The 14,763-nt window shown below is 65.1% G+C and carries 15 protein-coding genes; 7 read left to right on the forward strand and 8 right to left on the reverse strand.

The annotated features are described in order from the left end of the window. Window positions 1-42: 42 nt before the first annotated feature. Window positions 43-969, forward strand: a complete 927-nt coding sequence (locus LRS11_RS03900; protein ID WP_260495605.1) for an SdiA-regulated domain-containing protein — start codon at window positions 43-45, stop codon at window positions 967-969. Window positions 970-1,061: 92 nt separating this feature from the next. Here LRS11_RS03900 and LRS11_RS03905 read toward each other — a convergent pair whose 3' ends face one another. The 6 genes from LRS11_RS03905 to LRS11_RS03930 all read right to left on the reverse strand — a co-directional run bounded on the left by LRS11_RS03905 (window position 1,062) and on the right by LRS11_RS03930 (window position 7,328). Then, entirely contained in the window at window positions 1,062-2,099 is a 1,038-nt protein-coding gene (locus LRS11_RS03905) for a histone deacetylase family protein (protein ID WP_260495606.1), read from the reverse strand. A gap of 171 nt (window positions 2,100-2,270) precedes the next feature. Next, on the reverse strand, window positions 2,271-3,314 hold the full coding sequence (locus tag LRS11_RS03910) for an extracellular solute-binding protein (RefSeq protein ID WP_260495607.1): 1,044 nt from the start codon (window positions 3,312-3,314) through the stop codon (window positions 2,271-2,273). 29 nt (window positions 3,315-3,343) lie between these two features. Next, window positions 3,344-4,132: an ABC transporter permease gene (locus LRS11_RS03915; protein WP_260495608.1), complete on the reverse strand. Its 789-nt coding sequence runs from the start codon at window positions 4,130-4,132 to the stop codon at window positions 3,344-3,346. Continuing rightward, window positions 4,129-5,037 carry an ABC transporter permease gene (locus tag LRS11_RS03920; RefSeq protein ID WP_260495609.1) on the reverse strand — a complete coding sequence of 303 codons (909 nt, stop codon included), beginning with the start codon at window positions 5,035-5,037 and terminating at the stop codon, window positions 4,129-4,131. Before LRS11_RS03920 ends, LRS11_RS03915 begins: the two co-directional genes overlap by 4 nt. Then, window positions 5,034-6,083, reverse strand: coding sequence for an ABC transporter ATP-binding protein (locus LRS11_RS03925; protein WP_260495610.1), 1,050 nt, complete (start codon window positions 6,081-6,083; stop codon window positions 5,034-5,036). The genes LRS11_RS03920 and LRS11_RS03925 overlap by 4 nt, the downstream gene beginning before the upstream one ends. Before the next feature lie 234 nt (window positions 6,084-6,317). Next, a complete protein-coding gene (locus LRS11_RS03930; RefSeq protein ID WP_260495611.1) occupies window positions 6,318-7,328 on the reverse strand; it encodes an AraC family transcriptional regulator in 1,011 nt (336 codons plus the stop codon). Between the two features lie 100 nt (window positions 7,329-7,428). Between LRS11_RS03930 and LRS11_RS03935 the strand changes: the two genes are divergently transcribed. Then, entirely contained in the window at window positions 7,429-8,352 is a 924-nt protein-coding gene (locus LRS11_RS03935; protein WP_260495612.1) for an SdiA-regulated domain-containing protein, read from the forward strand. A gap of 67 nt (window positions 8,353-8,419) precedes the next feature. Here LRS11_RS03935 and LRS11_RS03940 read toward each other — a convergent pair whose 3' ends face one another. Both LRS11_RS03940 and LRS11_RS03945 read right to left on the reverse strand, forming a co-directional pair. Then, window positions 8,420-8,752: a YegP family protein gene (locus LRS11_RS03940; protein ID WP_260495613.1), complete on the reverse strand. Its 333-nt coding sequence runs from the start codon at window positions 8,750-8,752 to the stop codon at window positions 8,420-8,422. 168 nt (window positions 8,753-8,920) lie between these two features. Further along, entirely contained in the window at window positions 8,921-9,814 is an 894-nt protein-coding gene (locus LRS11_RS03945) for a LysR family transcriptional regulator (protein ID WP_260495614.1), read from the reverse strand. Window positions 9,815-10,139: 325 nt separating this feature from the next. On the opposite strand from LRS11_RS03945, the gene speB reads away from it, so the two are divergent. From speB to LRS11_RS03970, 5 genes are all read left to right on the forward strand, one after another. Further along, window positions 10,140-11,099: an agmatinase gene (speB, locus tag LRS11_RS03950; RefSeq protein WP_260495615.1), complete on the forward strand. Its 960-nt coding sequence runs from the start codon at window positions 10,140-10,142 to the stop codon at window positions 11,097-11,099. After that, a complete protein-coding gene (locus tag LRS11_RS03955; protein WP_260495616.1) occupies window positions 11,096-11,503 on the forward strand; it encodes a nuclear transport factor 2 family protein in 408 nt (135 codons plus the stop codon). Before speB ends, LRS11_RS03955 begins: the two co-directional genes overlap by 4 nt. A gap of 18 nt (window positions 11,504-11,521) precedes the next feature. Then, window positions 11,522-13,045, forward strand: a complete 1,524-nt coding sequence (locus LRS11_RS03960; protein WP_260495617.1) for a cytosine permease — start codon at window positions 11,522-11,524, stop codon at window positions 13,043-13,045. A gap of 59 nt (window positions 13,046-13,104) precedes the next feature. Then, window positions 13,105-13,917: an ABC transporter substrate-binding protein gene (locus LRS11_RS03965; RefSeq protein WP_260495618.1), complete on the forward strand. Its 813-nt coding sequence runs from the start codon at window positions 13,105-13,107 to the stop codon at window positions 13,915-13,917. Window positions 13,918-14,028: 111 nt separating this feature from the next. Next, the gene (locus LRS11_RS03970) at window positions 14,029-14,763 is read left to right on the forward strand and encodes an amino acid ABC transporter permease (protein WP_260495619.1); all 735 of its coding nucleotides are present in this window, start codon (window positions 14,029-14,031) and stop codon (window positions 14,761-14,763) included.

Below are 14,763 nucleotides of genomic sequence, written 5' to 3' on the forward strand. Positions count from 1 at the left end.
ACCGCGTAGTCTCAGGGGCTCGATCCAGTCGAGCAGCCCCCGATGCAGTCCCTCGCCCTTCCCCGCCGCCCCTGGCTGTCACTGGCCCTGGCCGGCAGCCTGGCCGCCACCGTTGCCGCCATCAATTTCCTGCACTGGGATGACCGCACCCTGCTCTGGCTCAAGGAGCACAACCTGCCCAGCGCCGAGCGCGCCGCCAGCATCTGGCTGCCCGGCTACCGCGCCACCCTGCAGGGCAAGGCACTGGCCGGCCTGGAAGCCGGAGAAACCTCGGACCTGGCCTACAACCCGGTCACCGGCACCCTGTTCACCGTTACCGGCAAGCAACCTACCCTGGTGGAGATCAGCCGCGAGGGCGAGGTGCTGCGACGCATCACCCTGAAGGGTTTTGCCAACCCAGAAGGCGTGGCAGTGCTGGAAAACGGCAACGTCGCGGTGATCGACGAGCGCCGGCGCAACCTGTCGATCTTCGAACTGAACCCGCTGACCCGCGAACTCGACCTGGCCGACGGCAAGCCGTTCGACCTCGGCTACCCGGACGCCGGCAACAAGGGCTTCGAAGGGATCGCCTGGGACCCGACCCAGCAGCGCCTGCTGCTGGGCAAGGAGCGCAACCCGATTGCCATGTTCAGCCTGGCCAGCAACGGCAAGCAGCTGCTGTCCTCGGTCCTGCAACTACTGCCCGACCATGGCCTGGACATGCGCAACCTTTCGGCCCTTAGCGTCGACCCGCAGACCGGGCACATCCTGGCGCTGTCGGCGCAGTCCAACCTGTTGCTGGAGCTGGACGAGCACGGCCAGGCACTCAGCTTCATCAGCCTGCTGGGCGGTATGAACGGCCTGGACCAGCGCATCCCGCGCGCCGAAGGGGTAGCCATGGACCAGGACGGCACCATCTATATGGTCAGTGAGCCGAACCTGTTCTATGTGTTCAACAAGGATGGCCAAGCCAAGGCCGACAAGGGCTAAGCCACGCCGCGCTGCCGGATTAGCCGTAGGGCGGGTGAAACCCGCGGGTTTCACCCGCCCTACGGCGTGACCTCAACGGGTCACTGGGTCGGTCAGACGGCAGTCACGCTGTCGAAGCCCTGCAACACGTTGATCGCATTGATGCCGATCTCTTCCACCGCATAGCCGCCTTCCATGACGAACAGGGTCTGCACGCCGAGCTTGCCGATGATTTCGCCCATGCGCAGGTAGTCCGGGCTATCGAGCTTGAACTGCGAGATCGGGTCTTCCTTGAAAGTGTCCACACCCAGCGACACCACCAGCACATCCGGCGCGTAGGCGGCGATCTGCCGGCAGGCGGCGGCCAGCGCCAGGCTCCATACGGCCCAGTCGCTGCCGGCGGCCAGCGGGTAGTTGAAGTTGAAGCCCTGGCCGACGCCCACGCCCTTCTCGTCGGCATAACCGAGGAAGAACGGGTACTCGAAGCGCGGGTCGCCGTGGATCGAGGTGAACAGCACGTCGGCGCGATCGTAGAAAATGTCCTGGGTGCCGTTGCCGTGGTGGTAGTCGACGTCGAGAATGGCCACCCGCGCGGCGCCCTGGTCCAGGCAGGCCTGGGCGGCGATGGCGGCATTGTTCAGGTAGCAGTAACCGCCCATGTAGTCGGCAGCGGCGTGGTGACCCGGCGGCCGGCACAGCGAGAACACCCCGCGCGCGCCCTTGGCCAGCTCGGCCTGGCCGGTCAGGGCGACGTTGGCCGAGGCGCTGATGGCCTGCCAGCTGCCAGCGGTGATCGGCACGCCGGCGTCGAAGCTGTAGTAGCCGAGCTTGCCGTCGATGCAGTCCGGAATGGTCTGGCGCAGGCGCCGGTTGGGCCAGGTGAAAGGCAGCATGTCGTGGCTGCGGCCGAGGGCCGACCACTCGCTCCAGGCGTTACGCAAAAAGTGCACGAAACCTTCGTCATGCACCCGCAACACCGGGTCCAGACCGAACTCGCGTGGCTTGGCCACTTCACCCAGCTGCACCGCCTGGGCGCGCGCGAGGACCATGTCGGCACGACTGGGCTTCTCGAAACAGGGGGTGAGCTGGCCATCGATCAGCTCGTATTTGCCGTGGTGCAGATGATGGTCGTCGCTGTAAATCGTCAGCATAAGAGGCTCCCCGGACTCGCAAGGGTCCGTTCTGTGGTGGGGATTTCGAGAGCGTCGCGAGCGCAGCTCAGGCAAGGCGGCGGGGGCGGGGAAAAGCGCAGTTGGCAACTGCCAATGAGCACTTTTCCCGTCACCGCCAACGCCGCATGAGCCAGCGCAGCAGCTATCGGCTTACTTCTTCAGCTTGGTCCACACCTTGCTGCGCAGGCTCAGCGCCTTCGGCGAGCAGAGCTGGAAGGAGCGTAGGCGGTCGAGCTTGTCGGCCGGGGTATTGATCGCCGGATCATCGAACAGCGCCTTGTCCATGAACTTCTCGGCGCCGGCCACGGCGTTGTTGTACTTGGCGAAGTTGGAGGCGGCGGCGATGTTCTCTGGCTGCATCATCCAGTTGATGAACACATGGGCCTCGGCGACGTTGGTGGCGCCCTTGGGAATCACGAAATTGTCGATGAAGGTGGCGATGCCTTCCTTCGGGTAGACGTAGGTCAGGCTGGCGCGCTGCTCCTTGGCGCGGTGGAAGGCACCGTTCCATTGCTGGTGCATGGCCACTTCGCCGGCGGCCATGCGCTCGATGGTGCCATCGCTGTTGTACATGGCCAGCATGGGTTTCTGCTTGAGCAGCAGCTCCATCACCTTCTTCACGTCTTCGGGGTTCTCGGTGCAGCGGTCGACGCCCAGGTAGAAGGCCGCCGGCGGAAACAGGTCGTCCATCGAGTTGAGCGCCACCACTTTGCCCTTCAGCTCGGCCGGCGGCTCGAAGAACGGCCCCCAGCTTTCGTCGAGCTTGCCGCCCGGCACCTGGGCGCTGTCGTAGCTGTAGCCGGTGGTGCCCCACAGGTACGGCACGCTGTAGTCATGGGCCGGGTCGAAGTCGAGCTTCTGGAAGGTCGGCGCCAGGTTCGCCAGGTTGGGCAGCTTGCTCTTGTCGAACTTCTGCAGCAGGTCTTCCTGCACCATGATCTGGATGAAGCTGTCCGACGGCACCACCACGTCGTAGTTGCCACCGCCGGCCTTGAGCTTGGCCAGCAGGGTTTCGTTGGAGTCGTAGGCGTCGAGAGTGGCCTTGATGCCGGTGTCGGCCTCGAACTTCTTCAGCAGCTCCGGCGGGTAGTAGTCCGACCAGTTGGCGAAGTTCAGCGTGCCGGCGGCCTGGGCGGCGCCGGACAGGCCCATGGCGAACACAACGGAAAGCGCGAGCGGGGTGCGACGGATCATTCTTGTTGCTCCTTGCGACAGTTGTGGGCTCAGCGCTTGCGCTGGCCGATGTAGTACGACAGTGCGACGAAAAGAATGGAAAGCACGAGCATGATCGAAGAAATCGCATTGATCTTCGGCGATATGCCCATGCGAATGGAGCTGAAGATGTACACCGGCAGGGTGGTCGAGCCGGCCCCGGCGACGAAGTAGGTGATGACGAAGTCGTCCATCGAAATGATGAAGGCCAGCATCGCCCCGGAGAGGATGCCCGGCAGCAGCAGCGGGAAGCTGACCCGCCAGAACACCCGCCACGGCGAGGCGTACAGGTCGGCGGCAGCCTCCAGCAGCTGCGGATTCATGCCCTGCAGGCGAGCGCGGATCGGCAGATAGGCGAACGGCGTGCAGAACACCACATGGGCGATGAGGATGGTCAGCAGTGACAGCTTGAGGCCGATAAAGGCGAAGAACATCAGGATCGCCACGGCACAGACGATATCCGGCACCAGCAACGGCAGGCCGAGTACCCCATGGATCACGCCCTGGCCGCGAAAGCGCCGGCCGTGCATGCCCAGCGCCGCCAGGGTCGCCAGGCTGGTGGAGATCAGCGTGGCGCAGGTCGCGACGATCAGCGAGTTCTTCGCCGCGCGGAGGATTTCCGCATCCGCCGCCACCACGCCGTACCACTTCAGGCTGAAACCCTGCCACAGGGTGGCCGACTGACCGGCGTTGAAGCTCAGCAGCACCAGCACGATGATCGGGATATACAGGAAGGCGAAGAACACCCAGGCGGCCGGCCGCACACCGCTGAAGCGCCACAGCGGACCCTGCAGGTTCATGCGCGCACCTCCCCGCCACGCTGGCGCAAGCCGTTGAACAGCAGGGCCAGCAGCACCAGGCTGAACAGGGCGAAGGCCAGCGCCGAACCCAGCGGCCAGTTGTGTCCGGATCCGAACTGCAGCTGGATCAGGTTGCCGATCATCAGCGCCTTACCGCCACCGAGCAGCTCGGGAATGATGTAGTTGCCCAGCGCCGGGATGAACACCAGGGTGGCGCCGGCCAGCATGCCCGGCAGGGCCAGCGGCAGGATCACCCGCCTGAGCGCCTGCCAACGGTTGGCACCCAGGTCGAAGGCGGCTTCCACCAGGCGCCAGTCGAGCTTCTCCAGGCTGGTGTAGATCGGCAGCACCATGAACGGCAGGAAGGTGTAGAGCAGGCCGATCATCACCGCCACATCGCTGTACAGCAGGCTGACCGTGCCTTCCGGGATACCGAAGAAACCGAGCAGGCCATCCACCAGGCCGCCGTTGCGCAGCAGCAGGATCCAGGCGTAGACGCGCACCAGCAGGTTGGTCCAGAACGGCACGGTGACCAGGAACAGCAGCAGGTTGCGCTTCTTCTCGCTCTGCAGCGCCAGGTACAACGCGGTGGGAAAACCGATCAGCAGGCAACCCAGGGTGGTGGTCACGGCCAGCCAGAAGGAGCGCTGGAAGATGCCCAGGTAATCGGTGTTGAACACCAGGCTGTCGTCGAAGTCGCGCTCGTAGAGGAAGTTGACGTAGGCGTCGACCGAATACTGCCCCCACTTCACCCCGCCGTAGTCGCCGGACTGCAGGAACGACACCAGCAGCATGATCGCCAGCGGCGCGACCAGGAACACCGCCAGCACCAGCATGCTCGGGCTGATCAGCCCCAACCGACGCAGCAGTTGGCGGCGATCAGCCAGTTCGCGCGGGGTACTCATTCGACCAGCACCCGCACCGCGGCGGCCGGCACATCAAGGCGCACCTGGGCGCCACGCGCCAGGCTCTGCAGGGCCCCGCCGCGGTTCTGCTGGCGCACGCGGAAGCCTGACTGGCCGGCGACCTTGAGCAGGTACAGGGTGTCGGTGCCGATATACACCACCTCCTCCACCTCGGCGGTGAGATTGCCCGACTCGCTCAGCGCCACCCGCTCCGGGCGAATGGCCAGGGTCACCGGAGTGGTCTGGCTACACGGCACGCTGAGCAGCTGGCCATCGGCCAGGCGCACGCCACCGCTGAACGGGTCGCCGGTGAGGAAATTGGTCTCGCCGATAAAGTCGGCCACGGTGCGGTTGACCGGGCTCTCGTAGATCTCGCTGGGCGTGCCGATCTGCAGGATGCGCCCCTGGCTCATCACCGCGATGCGGTCGCTCATGGTCAGCGCTTCTTCCTGGTCATGGGTGACGAAGATGAAGGTGATGCCGGTCTCGGCTTGCAGGCGCTTGAGCTCGATCTGCATTTCCTTGCGCAGCTTCTGGTCCAGCGCCGACAGCGACTCGTCGAGCAGCAGCACCCGCGGCCGACTGGCCAGGGCGCGAGCCAGGGCGATGCGTTGCTGCTGGCCGCCGGAGAGCTGGTCGGCGCGGCGATTGCCGACGTCCGGTAGCTTGACCAGCGCCAGCATGCGCTCGACGGTGGCGGCGATCTCGGCCTTGGGCTTGCCCTGCATCTCCAGGCCGAAGCCGATGTTCTGCGCCACCGTCATGTGCGGGAACAGCGCATAGCTCTGGAACACCGTGTTGACCGGGCGGCGGAATGGCGGCAGGTCCTGCATCGGTTCGCCATACAGGCGGATCACCCCGGCGCTGGGCTGCTCGAAACCGGCGATCAAGCGCAGCAGGGTGGTCTTGCCGCAGCCGGAAGGGCCGAGCAGGGTGAAGAACTCGTTGTCGCCGATCTCCAGGGAGACCTCGTCCAGGGCCTTCATGCCATGGCCCGGGGCGCCGAACTCCATGCTCAGGGTTTCGATCGAAATCGCGCAAGTCATCCGCAAACAACTCCCAACCAATTGTTTTTATTGGTTTTTTATAATCGCATCGAGACCCGAGGGGCGCTTTCGAGTGATTCTGTCAGCGGCCCTGGATGGGCAGAACGATAGTTCCGGTCAAAAGGGGATAATTGCGGCCAAGTTGCGCTCGGCACCCAAGGTAGCCCGGACTTCAGTTCGGGAATGCTGGACTGCGGTGTTTGGACTCCCGGACTGAAGTCCGGGCTACGGCGGCTAGCGGCGGAAGTCGCTCGGCGCCAGGCCGCTCCAGCGCTGGAAGGCGTGGCGGAAGCTGGCCGCTTCGCTGTAGCCGAGCTGTTCGGCGATCAGGTAGATCGGTAGGTCGGTCTGCTGCAGCAGCTGGCGCGCCTTGTCGTAGCGCACCTCGTCGAGCAGGTGCTGGAAGCTGGTGTTGAGCTGTTGCAGATGACGGCGCAGGGTGCGCGCGGAGCGGTGCAGGCGGCCCGCCACCTGCTCCAGGCTAGCGCAGCCGGCCAGGTCGCCATTGAGTTGCTGGCGGATCTGCTCGCACAGGTCCTGGCGGCTGTGGAACTGGGTTTCCAACTGCAGGCACTGCTGCAGGCCGTGCTGATGACTGACCGGGTCGGCCAGCGGCAGAGGCCGTTCGAGCAGCGCGGGATTGAAGCACAGGGCATTGCTGCCGGCGCCGAATTCCACCGGGCAACCGAGTTTCTCGCCATAGCTGGCGCCATGTGGCGGGCTGCGGTAGGCCAGCAGCAGACGGCGCGGGCGTACCGACTCGCCGAGCAGGTCCTGCACCACGGTGAGCAGCGAGGCCAGGCACAGCTCGGTATTGAACACCTCCATTTGCGAGGCGTAGCGGTAGCCGGCAGCGGTCAGCCGGACTTCGTCATCGGCTGCCAGCAGATTGAGCTGAAAATAGGTGCCGAGCAGCGCCGGGTGGGCGATGGCCAGGCGCAACGCCTCGCCCAGGGTGCGACTGGCGAGCATGGTGTAACCGAGGATGCCGTAGGCCGAAACGTGCATGCGTTTGCCCAGGCTCAGGCCCAGCGCCGGGTCGCGGTTATACGCACAGGCATTAGCCAGCACGCGCAGTTCCTGGGCATGGCTGATCAGGCGCGCCGGGTTGTCCAGCTCACCGGCGGTGATGCCACTGCCGTCCAGCACCAGCTCGGCCGCGACGCCGCCATGACCGAGGGCCTGCACGGCCAGCGCCACGGTGTGCAGGGTGGTGAGAACGCGCTGTTCGGGTAACACTGACATGCCTGCGGGTTCCATGCCGGTAGACTTCGGTAACTCTCTTTAAGCTTGAATTCAGCTGGCCCGTGCTATTGATAGCGGCCCCGATCGACTAGGTGACCCCATGCGACGCCTGACCCAAGCCCGCTTCTTCGTGCCGGCGCTACTGCTGGCCGCTCTGCTGCTCGCTGCAGTGGCCGCCCAGTATTTTCGCCTGTTCGAAAGAGGCTGGTTTCTAGTGCAAGAATGGCGCCATGCCGCCGAGTGGCGTGAACAGTCGATCTGGCTGCCGGACTATGTCGCCACCTTGCAGGCGCAACCGATCATTGGCCTGGACGCCGATGTCTCGGCGCTGACCTACGATCCGGATCGCCGCAGCCTGTTCACCGTAACCAACAAAAAATCCGAGATCATCGAGCTGAGCCTCGACGGTCGGGTCCTGCGGCGTGTGCCCATCGTCGGCTTCGGCGACCCGGAAGCGATCGAGTACATCAGCCCCGGCATCTACGTAGTCACCGACGAGCGCGAGCAGCGCCTGTTCCGCGTGCACCTCAGCGAGGACACCGCTTTCGTCGACGCCGCCGACTCCGAACAGCTGTCTCTGGGCATCGGTCGCAACGGCAACAAGGGTTTCGAGGGGCTGGCCTACGACGCGACCAACCAGCGTCTGTTCGCCGCCAAGGAACGCGACCCGGTGCAGATCTTCGAGATCCACGGTTTCCCCCACAGCAACCCGGACAAGCCCTTCGCCGTGCATGTGGTCGACGACCCCGAGCGCGATGCAGGGCTGTTTGTGCGTGACCTGTCCAGCCTGCAATACGACGAGCGCAGCGGCCACCTGCTGGCGCTGTCCGACGAATCGCGTCTGGTGCTGGAGCTGAATGTCGACGGCAAGCCGATCAGCATGCTGTCCCTGGTCGGCGGCCGGCACGACCTCAAGAAGGGGGTGCCGCAGGCCGAGGGTGTGGCCATGGACGACGATGGCAACCTGTACGTGGTGAGCGAGCCGAACCTGTTTTACGTGTTCAAGAAACAGGCGGCGCAATAACGTGGATATGTAGGGCGGGGGCAACCCGCGTGACGCACAACGCGGGTTATACCCACCCTACGGCGCCTCAAGCCTCGTCCTGCAAACTCGCTTCCGGCGCACTCTTCCTCACCGAGTCGCAACCGCCTTCTGCGCCGGCCTCGCTGGCGTACATCTGGCTCTGGCCGATCACCTGGCCATTGCTGGCCTTGAGCACGAAGTGGAACTTGCCGCCGGCGGCGGCCTTGACCTCGAAGGCGCCCTCGCGCTGGGCGTTCTTGCGCACCGACTCGATACCGTCCAGGGCCGACTGCTTGGCCTTGTACTGCTCGCTATTGAGGATGATCTCGCCGTTGCCGGCATGCAGATTGAAGTGGAACTGACCATTGCTGGCGGTCTTCAGAACGAACTTGCTGGCCATGGGCTGACTCCTGTCGTGGGGGAAGTCCGCTAAGACTAGACGCTCGCCCGCCTCCCGGCAGAGGCGTGGTAGCCCGGACTTCAGTCCGGGAAAACCGTCCGGCCCCGCAGGCGCCTGATTCCCGAACGCCAATCCCCGGACTGAAGTCCGGGCTACGTGAGCAGTGGCCTAGGCCGGATTGAGCTGGGCCCGCAGCAGGTCACGGAAGGTCTGGATCAGCGGTTCGCGCCCGCGCCCGCGGCGCTGCACCAGGGAGAACGGCGCCTGGTAGCCGAAGGTGGTGGGCAGCAGCACCTTGAGCCGGCCCTGCTCGACCCAGGGCTGCGCGTAGTGCTCCGGCAGGTAGCCGATATAGGCGCCGGACAGCACCAGGATCAGCTGCGCCTCCATCGACTCCACCGTCGCCGCGCTGTGCTTGAAGCCATGCCGGGCCAGTTCGCTCTGGCTCCAGTAGCCACGACCGACCATGCGCTGTTGGGTGATCACCTCGGCGGGAATGCGCCGCTGCTCGAACAGCGCATGGCGATCACTGCAGTACAGCCAGTGCTGCTCGCGGTACAGCGCCTGGTAGACCAGGCCGTTCATCCGCGTGTAGAAGGCGCCGATGGCCAGGTCCAGGCGATTCTCCAGCACCGCCAGCTGCAGCTCGGCCGGGCTCATCACCGCCAGGTGCAGGTGCACCGCCGGGTGTTCCTGACTGTGCGCGCCGATCACCTCGGCCAGCGGCAGCGCTGGGTCGCTCACCGTGGAGTCGAGCACGCCGAGGTTGAGGGTGCCGCGCAGCTCGCCCTTGAGCGCCGCCGAGTAACGCTCGAAACCTTCCAGCTCGGCCAGCAGGCGCAAGGCTTCCTGGTGGAACAGCTCGCCCTTGCTGGTCAGGCTGAAACCGCCGCGGCCGCGGTGGCACAGGCTCAGGCCCAGCTGGGTTTCCAGCTGGCTCATGTAGGTGCTGATCGCCGAGGTCGACAAGTTGAGCTCCTGCTGGGCGGCGGCAAAACCCTGGCAGCGCACCACGGTGGCGAAGATGCGCAGCAGCTTGATATCGGGCAGGGCGAGGGTCATCGGGGCTCCATGTCGTGCTGTGTAGCGTCGCGCATCCTGCGGGCGGCGGTTTATGTAGGGTGGACGGCGCTTCAGCCGTCCACCGTGCGGGGCTGTGGTGGATGGGTGAAGCGTCATCCACCCTACGACTCTCACCGGCTAGTGCGCACCACTGAGATCAACCCACTGTAAGCCAGAGCCTTTTAGTTTAGAAATTTCTGAACTAATTATTTCACCGCAGCGATTCTTCCCGCCGCGATTCGGCAGAAGAATCCGGCCCACGCCTTGGCCACGGGGCTCGATCCTCGTGGCTCCAATTACAACCACAACACCGTGAGGCCACCCCGTGGACAAGATCCTCCACCAGCCCCTGGGCGGCAATGAAATGCCCCGTTTCGGCGGCATCGCCACCATGATGCGTCTGCCACACATCCAGAGCACTGAAGAGAAGCGCCAACTCGATGCGGCCTTCGTCGGCATCCCCCTGGATATCGGCACCTCGCTGCGCTCCGGGACCCGCTTCGGCCCGCGTGAAATCCGCGCCCAGTCGGTGATGATCCGCCCGTACAACATGGCCACCGGTGCCGCACCGTTCGACTCGCTGAACGTGGCCGACATCGGCGACGTGGCGATCAACACCTTCAACCTGCTTGATGCCGTGCGCATCATCGAAGAGGCCTACGACGAGATCGTCGAACTCGACATCAAGCCGTTGACCCTGGGCGGCGACCACACCATCACCCTGCCGATCCTGCGCGCCCTGCACAAGAAGTACGGCAAGATCGGCCTGGTGCATATCGACGCGCATGCCGATGTGAACGACCACATGTTCGGCGAGAAGATCGCCCACGGCACCACCTTCCGCCGCGCCCAGGAGGAAGGCCTGCTCGACAGCGAGCGCGTGGTGCAGATCGGCCTGCGCGCCCAGGGCTACACCGCCGAGGACTTCAACTGGAGCCGCAAGCAGGGCTTCCGCGTGGTTCAGGCTGAAGAGTGCTGGCACAAATCGCTGGAGCCGCTGATGGCTGAAGTACGCGAAAAAGTCGGCGGCGGCCCGGTGTACCTGTCGTTCGACATCGACGGCATCGACCCAGCCTGGGCGCCCGGTACTGGCACCCCGGAAATCGGCGGACTGACCACCATCCAGGCCATGGAAATCATCCGCGGCTGCCAGGGCCTGGACATCATCGGCGGTGACCTGGTCGAGGTCTCCCCGCCCTACGACACCACCGGCAACACCTCGCTGCTGGGCGCCAACCTGCTCTATGAAATGCTCTGCGTGCTGCCGGGTGTGACGCGCAAATGAGTGCAGCACAACAGGTTCTGCAGGCCGCCGAACAGCTGGTGGCGGCCTTCGCCCGCAACGACACGGCCGCCTACTTCGCCGCCTTCAGCGAGGACGCCAGCTTCGTCTTCCACACCTGCGCGCAGCCACTGCTGTCACGCGCCGCCTACCAGGCGCTGTGGCAGGAATGGCAGGCCGATGGTTTCGAAGTACTGGCTTGCACCTCGAGCAACCCGGTCGTCAGCCTGCAAGGCGAGCTGGCGATCTTCATCCACGACGTGGCTACCCGCCTGCGTCTGGGCAACGAGGAAGTCGCAAGCCTGGAGCGCGAGACCATCGTGTTCCGCCAACAACAAGAACAGGGCCGTTGGCTGGCCTGTCATGAGCATTTGTCGGCCATGCCGCAGCAGCTGCCGCCAACCTGATACGCCCCGGAGAACACAATGCATAACAACAATAAGCCGCACGCCATTACACAGATAGAAGCCTTCGGGGTCGAACAGATCCCCGCTGGCGAACGCACGGCCAAACCCTTCGACCTGTTCCGCCTGATCTTCGGCGGCGCCAACACCTTCTCCACCGCGGTACTGGGCAGCTTTCCGGTGATTTTCGGCCTGTCGTTCCAGGCCGGCGCCTGGGCGATCCTGCTTGGTGTGCTGGTCGGCTCGATCATCCTCGCGCCGATGGGCCTGTTCGGTTCGCTCAACGGCACCAACAACGCGGTGTCGTCCGGTGCCCACTTCGGCGTGCACGGACGCATCGTCGGCTCGTTCCTCTCGCTGCTCACCGCCATCGCCTTCTTCTCGCTGTCGGTGTGGAGCTCGGGCGATGCCCTGGTCGGCGGCGCCAAGCGCCTGGTCGGCCTGCCAGAAACCGACCTCAGCCTGGGCCTGGCCTACGGCCTGTTCGCCGTGCTGGTACTGGTGGTGTGCATCTACGGCTTCCGCTTCATGCTGTGGGTCAACAAGATCGCCGTGTGGGCCGCCAGCCTGCTGTTCCTGCTCGGCGCCGCGGCCTTCTTCGGCCCGTTCGACGCCACCTACGCCGGCAGCGTGCAACTCGGCCAACCGGGCTTCTGGGCCGCCTTTATCGGCGCGGCGCTGCTGGCCATGAGCAACCCGGTGTCGTTCGGCGCCTTCCTCGGCGACTGGTCGCGCTATATCCCACGCGAGACTTCGCAGAAACGCATCATGCTGGCGGTGATCGGCGCGCAGATCGGCACCCTGATCCCGTTCTTCTTCGGCCTGATCACCGCCACCATCGTCGCCCTGCGCGCACCGGACTACATCGCCAGCTACAACTACGTCGGCGGCCTGCTGGCCGTATCGCCGACCTGGTTCTTCCTGCCGGTATGCCTGATCGCGGTGATCGGCGGCATGTCCACCGGCACCACTGCGCTGTATGGCACCGGCCTGGACCTTTCCAGCGTGCTGCCGCGCCTGCTCAGCCGGGTGCAGGCCACCCTGCTGATCGGCGTGCTGTCGATCGCTTTCATCTTCGTCGGCCGCTTCGCCTTCAACCTGGTGCAGAGCGTGTCGACCTTCGCCGTGCTGATCATCACCTGCACCAGCCCGTGGATGGTGATCATGATCCTCGGTCTGCTGGTACGCCGCGGCTTCTACCTCCCGGATGACCTGCAGGTGTTCACCCGCGGCCAGCGTGGCGGTGCCTACTGGTTCCACAACGGCTGGAACTGGCGCGGCATGGGCGCCTGGATTCCCAGCGCGGTGATCGGCCTGTGCTTCGTCAACCTGCCGGGACAATTCGTCGGCCCGCTCGGCGAGCTGGCTGGAGGCATCGATATCAGCCTGCCAGTCACCCTCGGCCTGGCCGCAGTGCTCTACCTGCTGCTGCTCGTGCTGTTTCCGGAACCGGGCGAAGTCTATGGCCCGCAAGGCCCACGCTGGATCAAGGCGGGCAAGGTACTCAAGCAACCCATCACTCAGGGCACCCCTGAGGCTGCATAACAAGAAATGGCTTTTCCCACGTACTGCCAATAAACAATGCATCTAGCCTGGAGTTACCGATGAACAAGCACTCCCTGCAACTGGCCAGCGCTCTGCTGGCCGCCACCCTGAGCACCGGCCTGCTGGCCGCCGACAAGCCGTCCTTCGTCGCCGCGGGCAGCTTCCAGGTGTGTTCCGACCCGACCTACCCGCCGATGGAGTTCTTCGAGCAGGCCGGTGCCAAGGAGCCGAGCGGCTTCGACACCGACCTGATCCGCGCCCTGGCCAAGCACTGGGGCGTGCAACCACGCTTCATCGTCACCGAGTTCACCGGCCTGCTGCCGGGCCTCGACGCCAAACGTTGCGACGTGGTGATCAGCGGCGCCCTGATCACTCCCGAGCGCACCAAGAAACTCAACGCAGTGGGCTATCTGGCCACCGCCACCGTGGTCTTCGGCAGCGGCAAGAGCGAGCTCAAGCTGAACACCCTGGATGACCTCTCCGGCAAGGTCGTTGCCGTGCAGTCGGGCACCCAGTACGTGGCCATCATGGAGAAGCTCAACGCCGACCTGACCGCCGCTGGCAAGACCCCGGCCACTCTGCAGACCTACCCCAAGGGCAGCGACGTGGCCCAGCAGGTGCTGGTCGGCCGCGCCGCCGCCGGTCTGTCCCAGGACACCGAGCTGGCCTACCGCGAGCTGCAGACCCCGGGCCAGTTCAAGACCCTCTACAGCTTCCCGGAGAAGGACATCTTCGGCGCCTACTTCCGCCCGGATGTTGCCGACAAGGCCGCCGTACAGGCCGCCGTCGAGGCCCTGAACGCCGACGGCACGCTCAAGGCCATCGCTGAGAAGTGGAAGCTCGACCCGGCCAACCTGCAAACCGCGCAGTAAGCAACCCGGCGGGTGGATGACCGCGCGTCATCCACCCGCCACCTGCTCCGCCGTTGACCGCGCCCGGCCCTGCCCGGCGGGCGCTTGCTTCCTTTCATGCAGGACACGCACATGAACTTCGATGTTGCCGTCTTCTGGGACGCCCTGACGTCCTACCATTTCTTCAAGGGCGCCTGTATCACCCTGCTGCTGGCGCTGCTGGCGCACTCGGTGGGCATCCTTATCTCGATCCCCGCCGCCCTCGCCCTGGACGGCCCGAACAACCCGGCGCGCGCCACCCTGCGTGGCGTGCTCAGCGTGTTTCGTGGCGCACCGACCCTGTTGCAGCTGCTGTTCGTGTGGAACGCCCTGCCGCAGTTCTTCCCGGTTTTCCGCGAGGAATGGTTCACCCCGTTCTTCGCCGCCTGGATCGCCCTGTCGATCAACGAAGCGGCCTACCAGGTGGAGATCAACCGCGCCGCGCTGAAATCCGTGGATCGCGGCCAGTACGCCGCCGGCCATGCCCTGGGCCTGTCGCGCTGGCAGATCTTCCGCTACGTGATCATGCCGCAGGCCGCGCGCATCGCCATTCCGCCGACCTCCAACGAGTTCATCACCCTGCTCAAGATCACCTCGCTGGCCTCGGTGATTTCCCTGCAGGAACTGATGGCGGTGACCTCGCAGACGGTCTCCACCACCTTCCAGTTCTCCGAGTACTACGCCGTCGCCCTGGTCTACTACCTGGCCATGGTTTACACCCTGACCTGGCTGCAAGGCGGCCTGGAACGGCGCCTGTCGTGGGACTCGGTGGCCGTGGCCCCGGCCAGCCTGGTGCAACGTACCCTGGCGCGCATGCGCCGTATCTGA

The organism is Pseudomonas sp. J452, from assembly GCF_024666525.1.
Taxonomy (GTDB): Bacteria; Pseudomonadota; Gammaproteobacteria; order Pseudomonadales; family Pseudomonadaceae; genus Aquipseudomonas.

Coding starts and splice junctions, on each gene's coding strand:
- LRS11_RS03930 (WP_260495611.1), bottom strand. CDS start 7,328: ATGTCAGTGTTACCCGAACAGCGCGTTCTCACCACCCTGCACACCGTG.
- LRS11_RS03915 (WP_260495608.1), bottom strand. CDS start 4,132: ATGAACCTGCAGGGTCCGCTGTGGCGCTTCAGCGGTGTGCGGCCGGCC.
- LRS11_RS03965 (WP_260495618.1), top strand. CDS start 13,105: ATGAACAAGCACTCCCTGCAACTGGCCAGCGCTCTGCTGGCCGCCACC.
- LRS11_RS03905 (WP_260495606.1), bottom strand. CDS start 2,099: ATGCTGACGATTTACAGCGACGACCATCATCTGCACCACGGCAAATAC.
- LRS11_RS03940 (WP_260495613.1), bottom strand. CDS start 8,752: ATGGCCAGCAAGTTCGTTCTGAAGACCGCCAGCAATGGTCAGTTCCAC.
- LRS11_RS03960 (WP_260495617.1), top strand. CDS start 11,522: ATGCATAACAACAATAAGCCGCACGCCATTACACAGATAGAAGCCTTC.
- LRS11_RS03970 (WP_260495619.1), top strand. CDS start 14,029: ATGAACTTCGATGTTGCCGTCTTCTGGGACGCCCTGACGTCCTACCAT.
- LRS11_RS03920 (WP_260495609.1), bottom strand. CDS start 5,037: ATGAGTACCCCGCGCGAACTGGCTGATCGCCGCCAACTGCTGCGTCGG.
- LRS11_RS03945 (WP_260495614.1), bottom strand. CDS start 9,814: ATGACCCTCGCCCTGCCCGATATCAAGCTGCTGCGCATCTTCGCCACC.
- LRS11_RS03925 (WP_260495610.1), bottom strand. CDS start 6,083: ATGACTTGCGCGATTTCGATCGAAACCCTGAGCATGGAGTTCGGCGCC.
- LRS11_RS03900 (WP_260495605.1), top strand. CDS start 43: ATGCAGTCCCTCGCCCTTCCCCGCCGCCCCTGGCTGTCACTGGCCCTG.
- LRS11_RS03955 (WP_260495616.1), top strand. CDS start 11,096: ATGAGTGCAGCACAACAGGTTCTGCAGGCCGCCGAACAGCTGGTGGCG.
- LRS11_RS03910 (WP_260495607.1), bottom strand. CDS start 3,314: ATGATCCGTCGCACCCCGCTCGCGCTTTCCGTTGTGTTCGCCATGGGC.
- LRS11_RS03935 (WP_260495612.1), top strand. CDS start 7,429: ATGCGACGCCTGACCCAAGCCCGCTTCTTCGTGCCGGCGCTACTGCTG.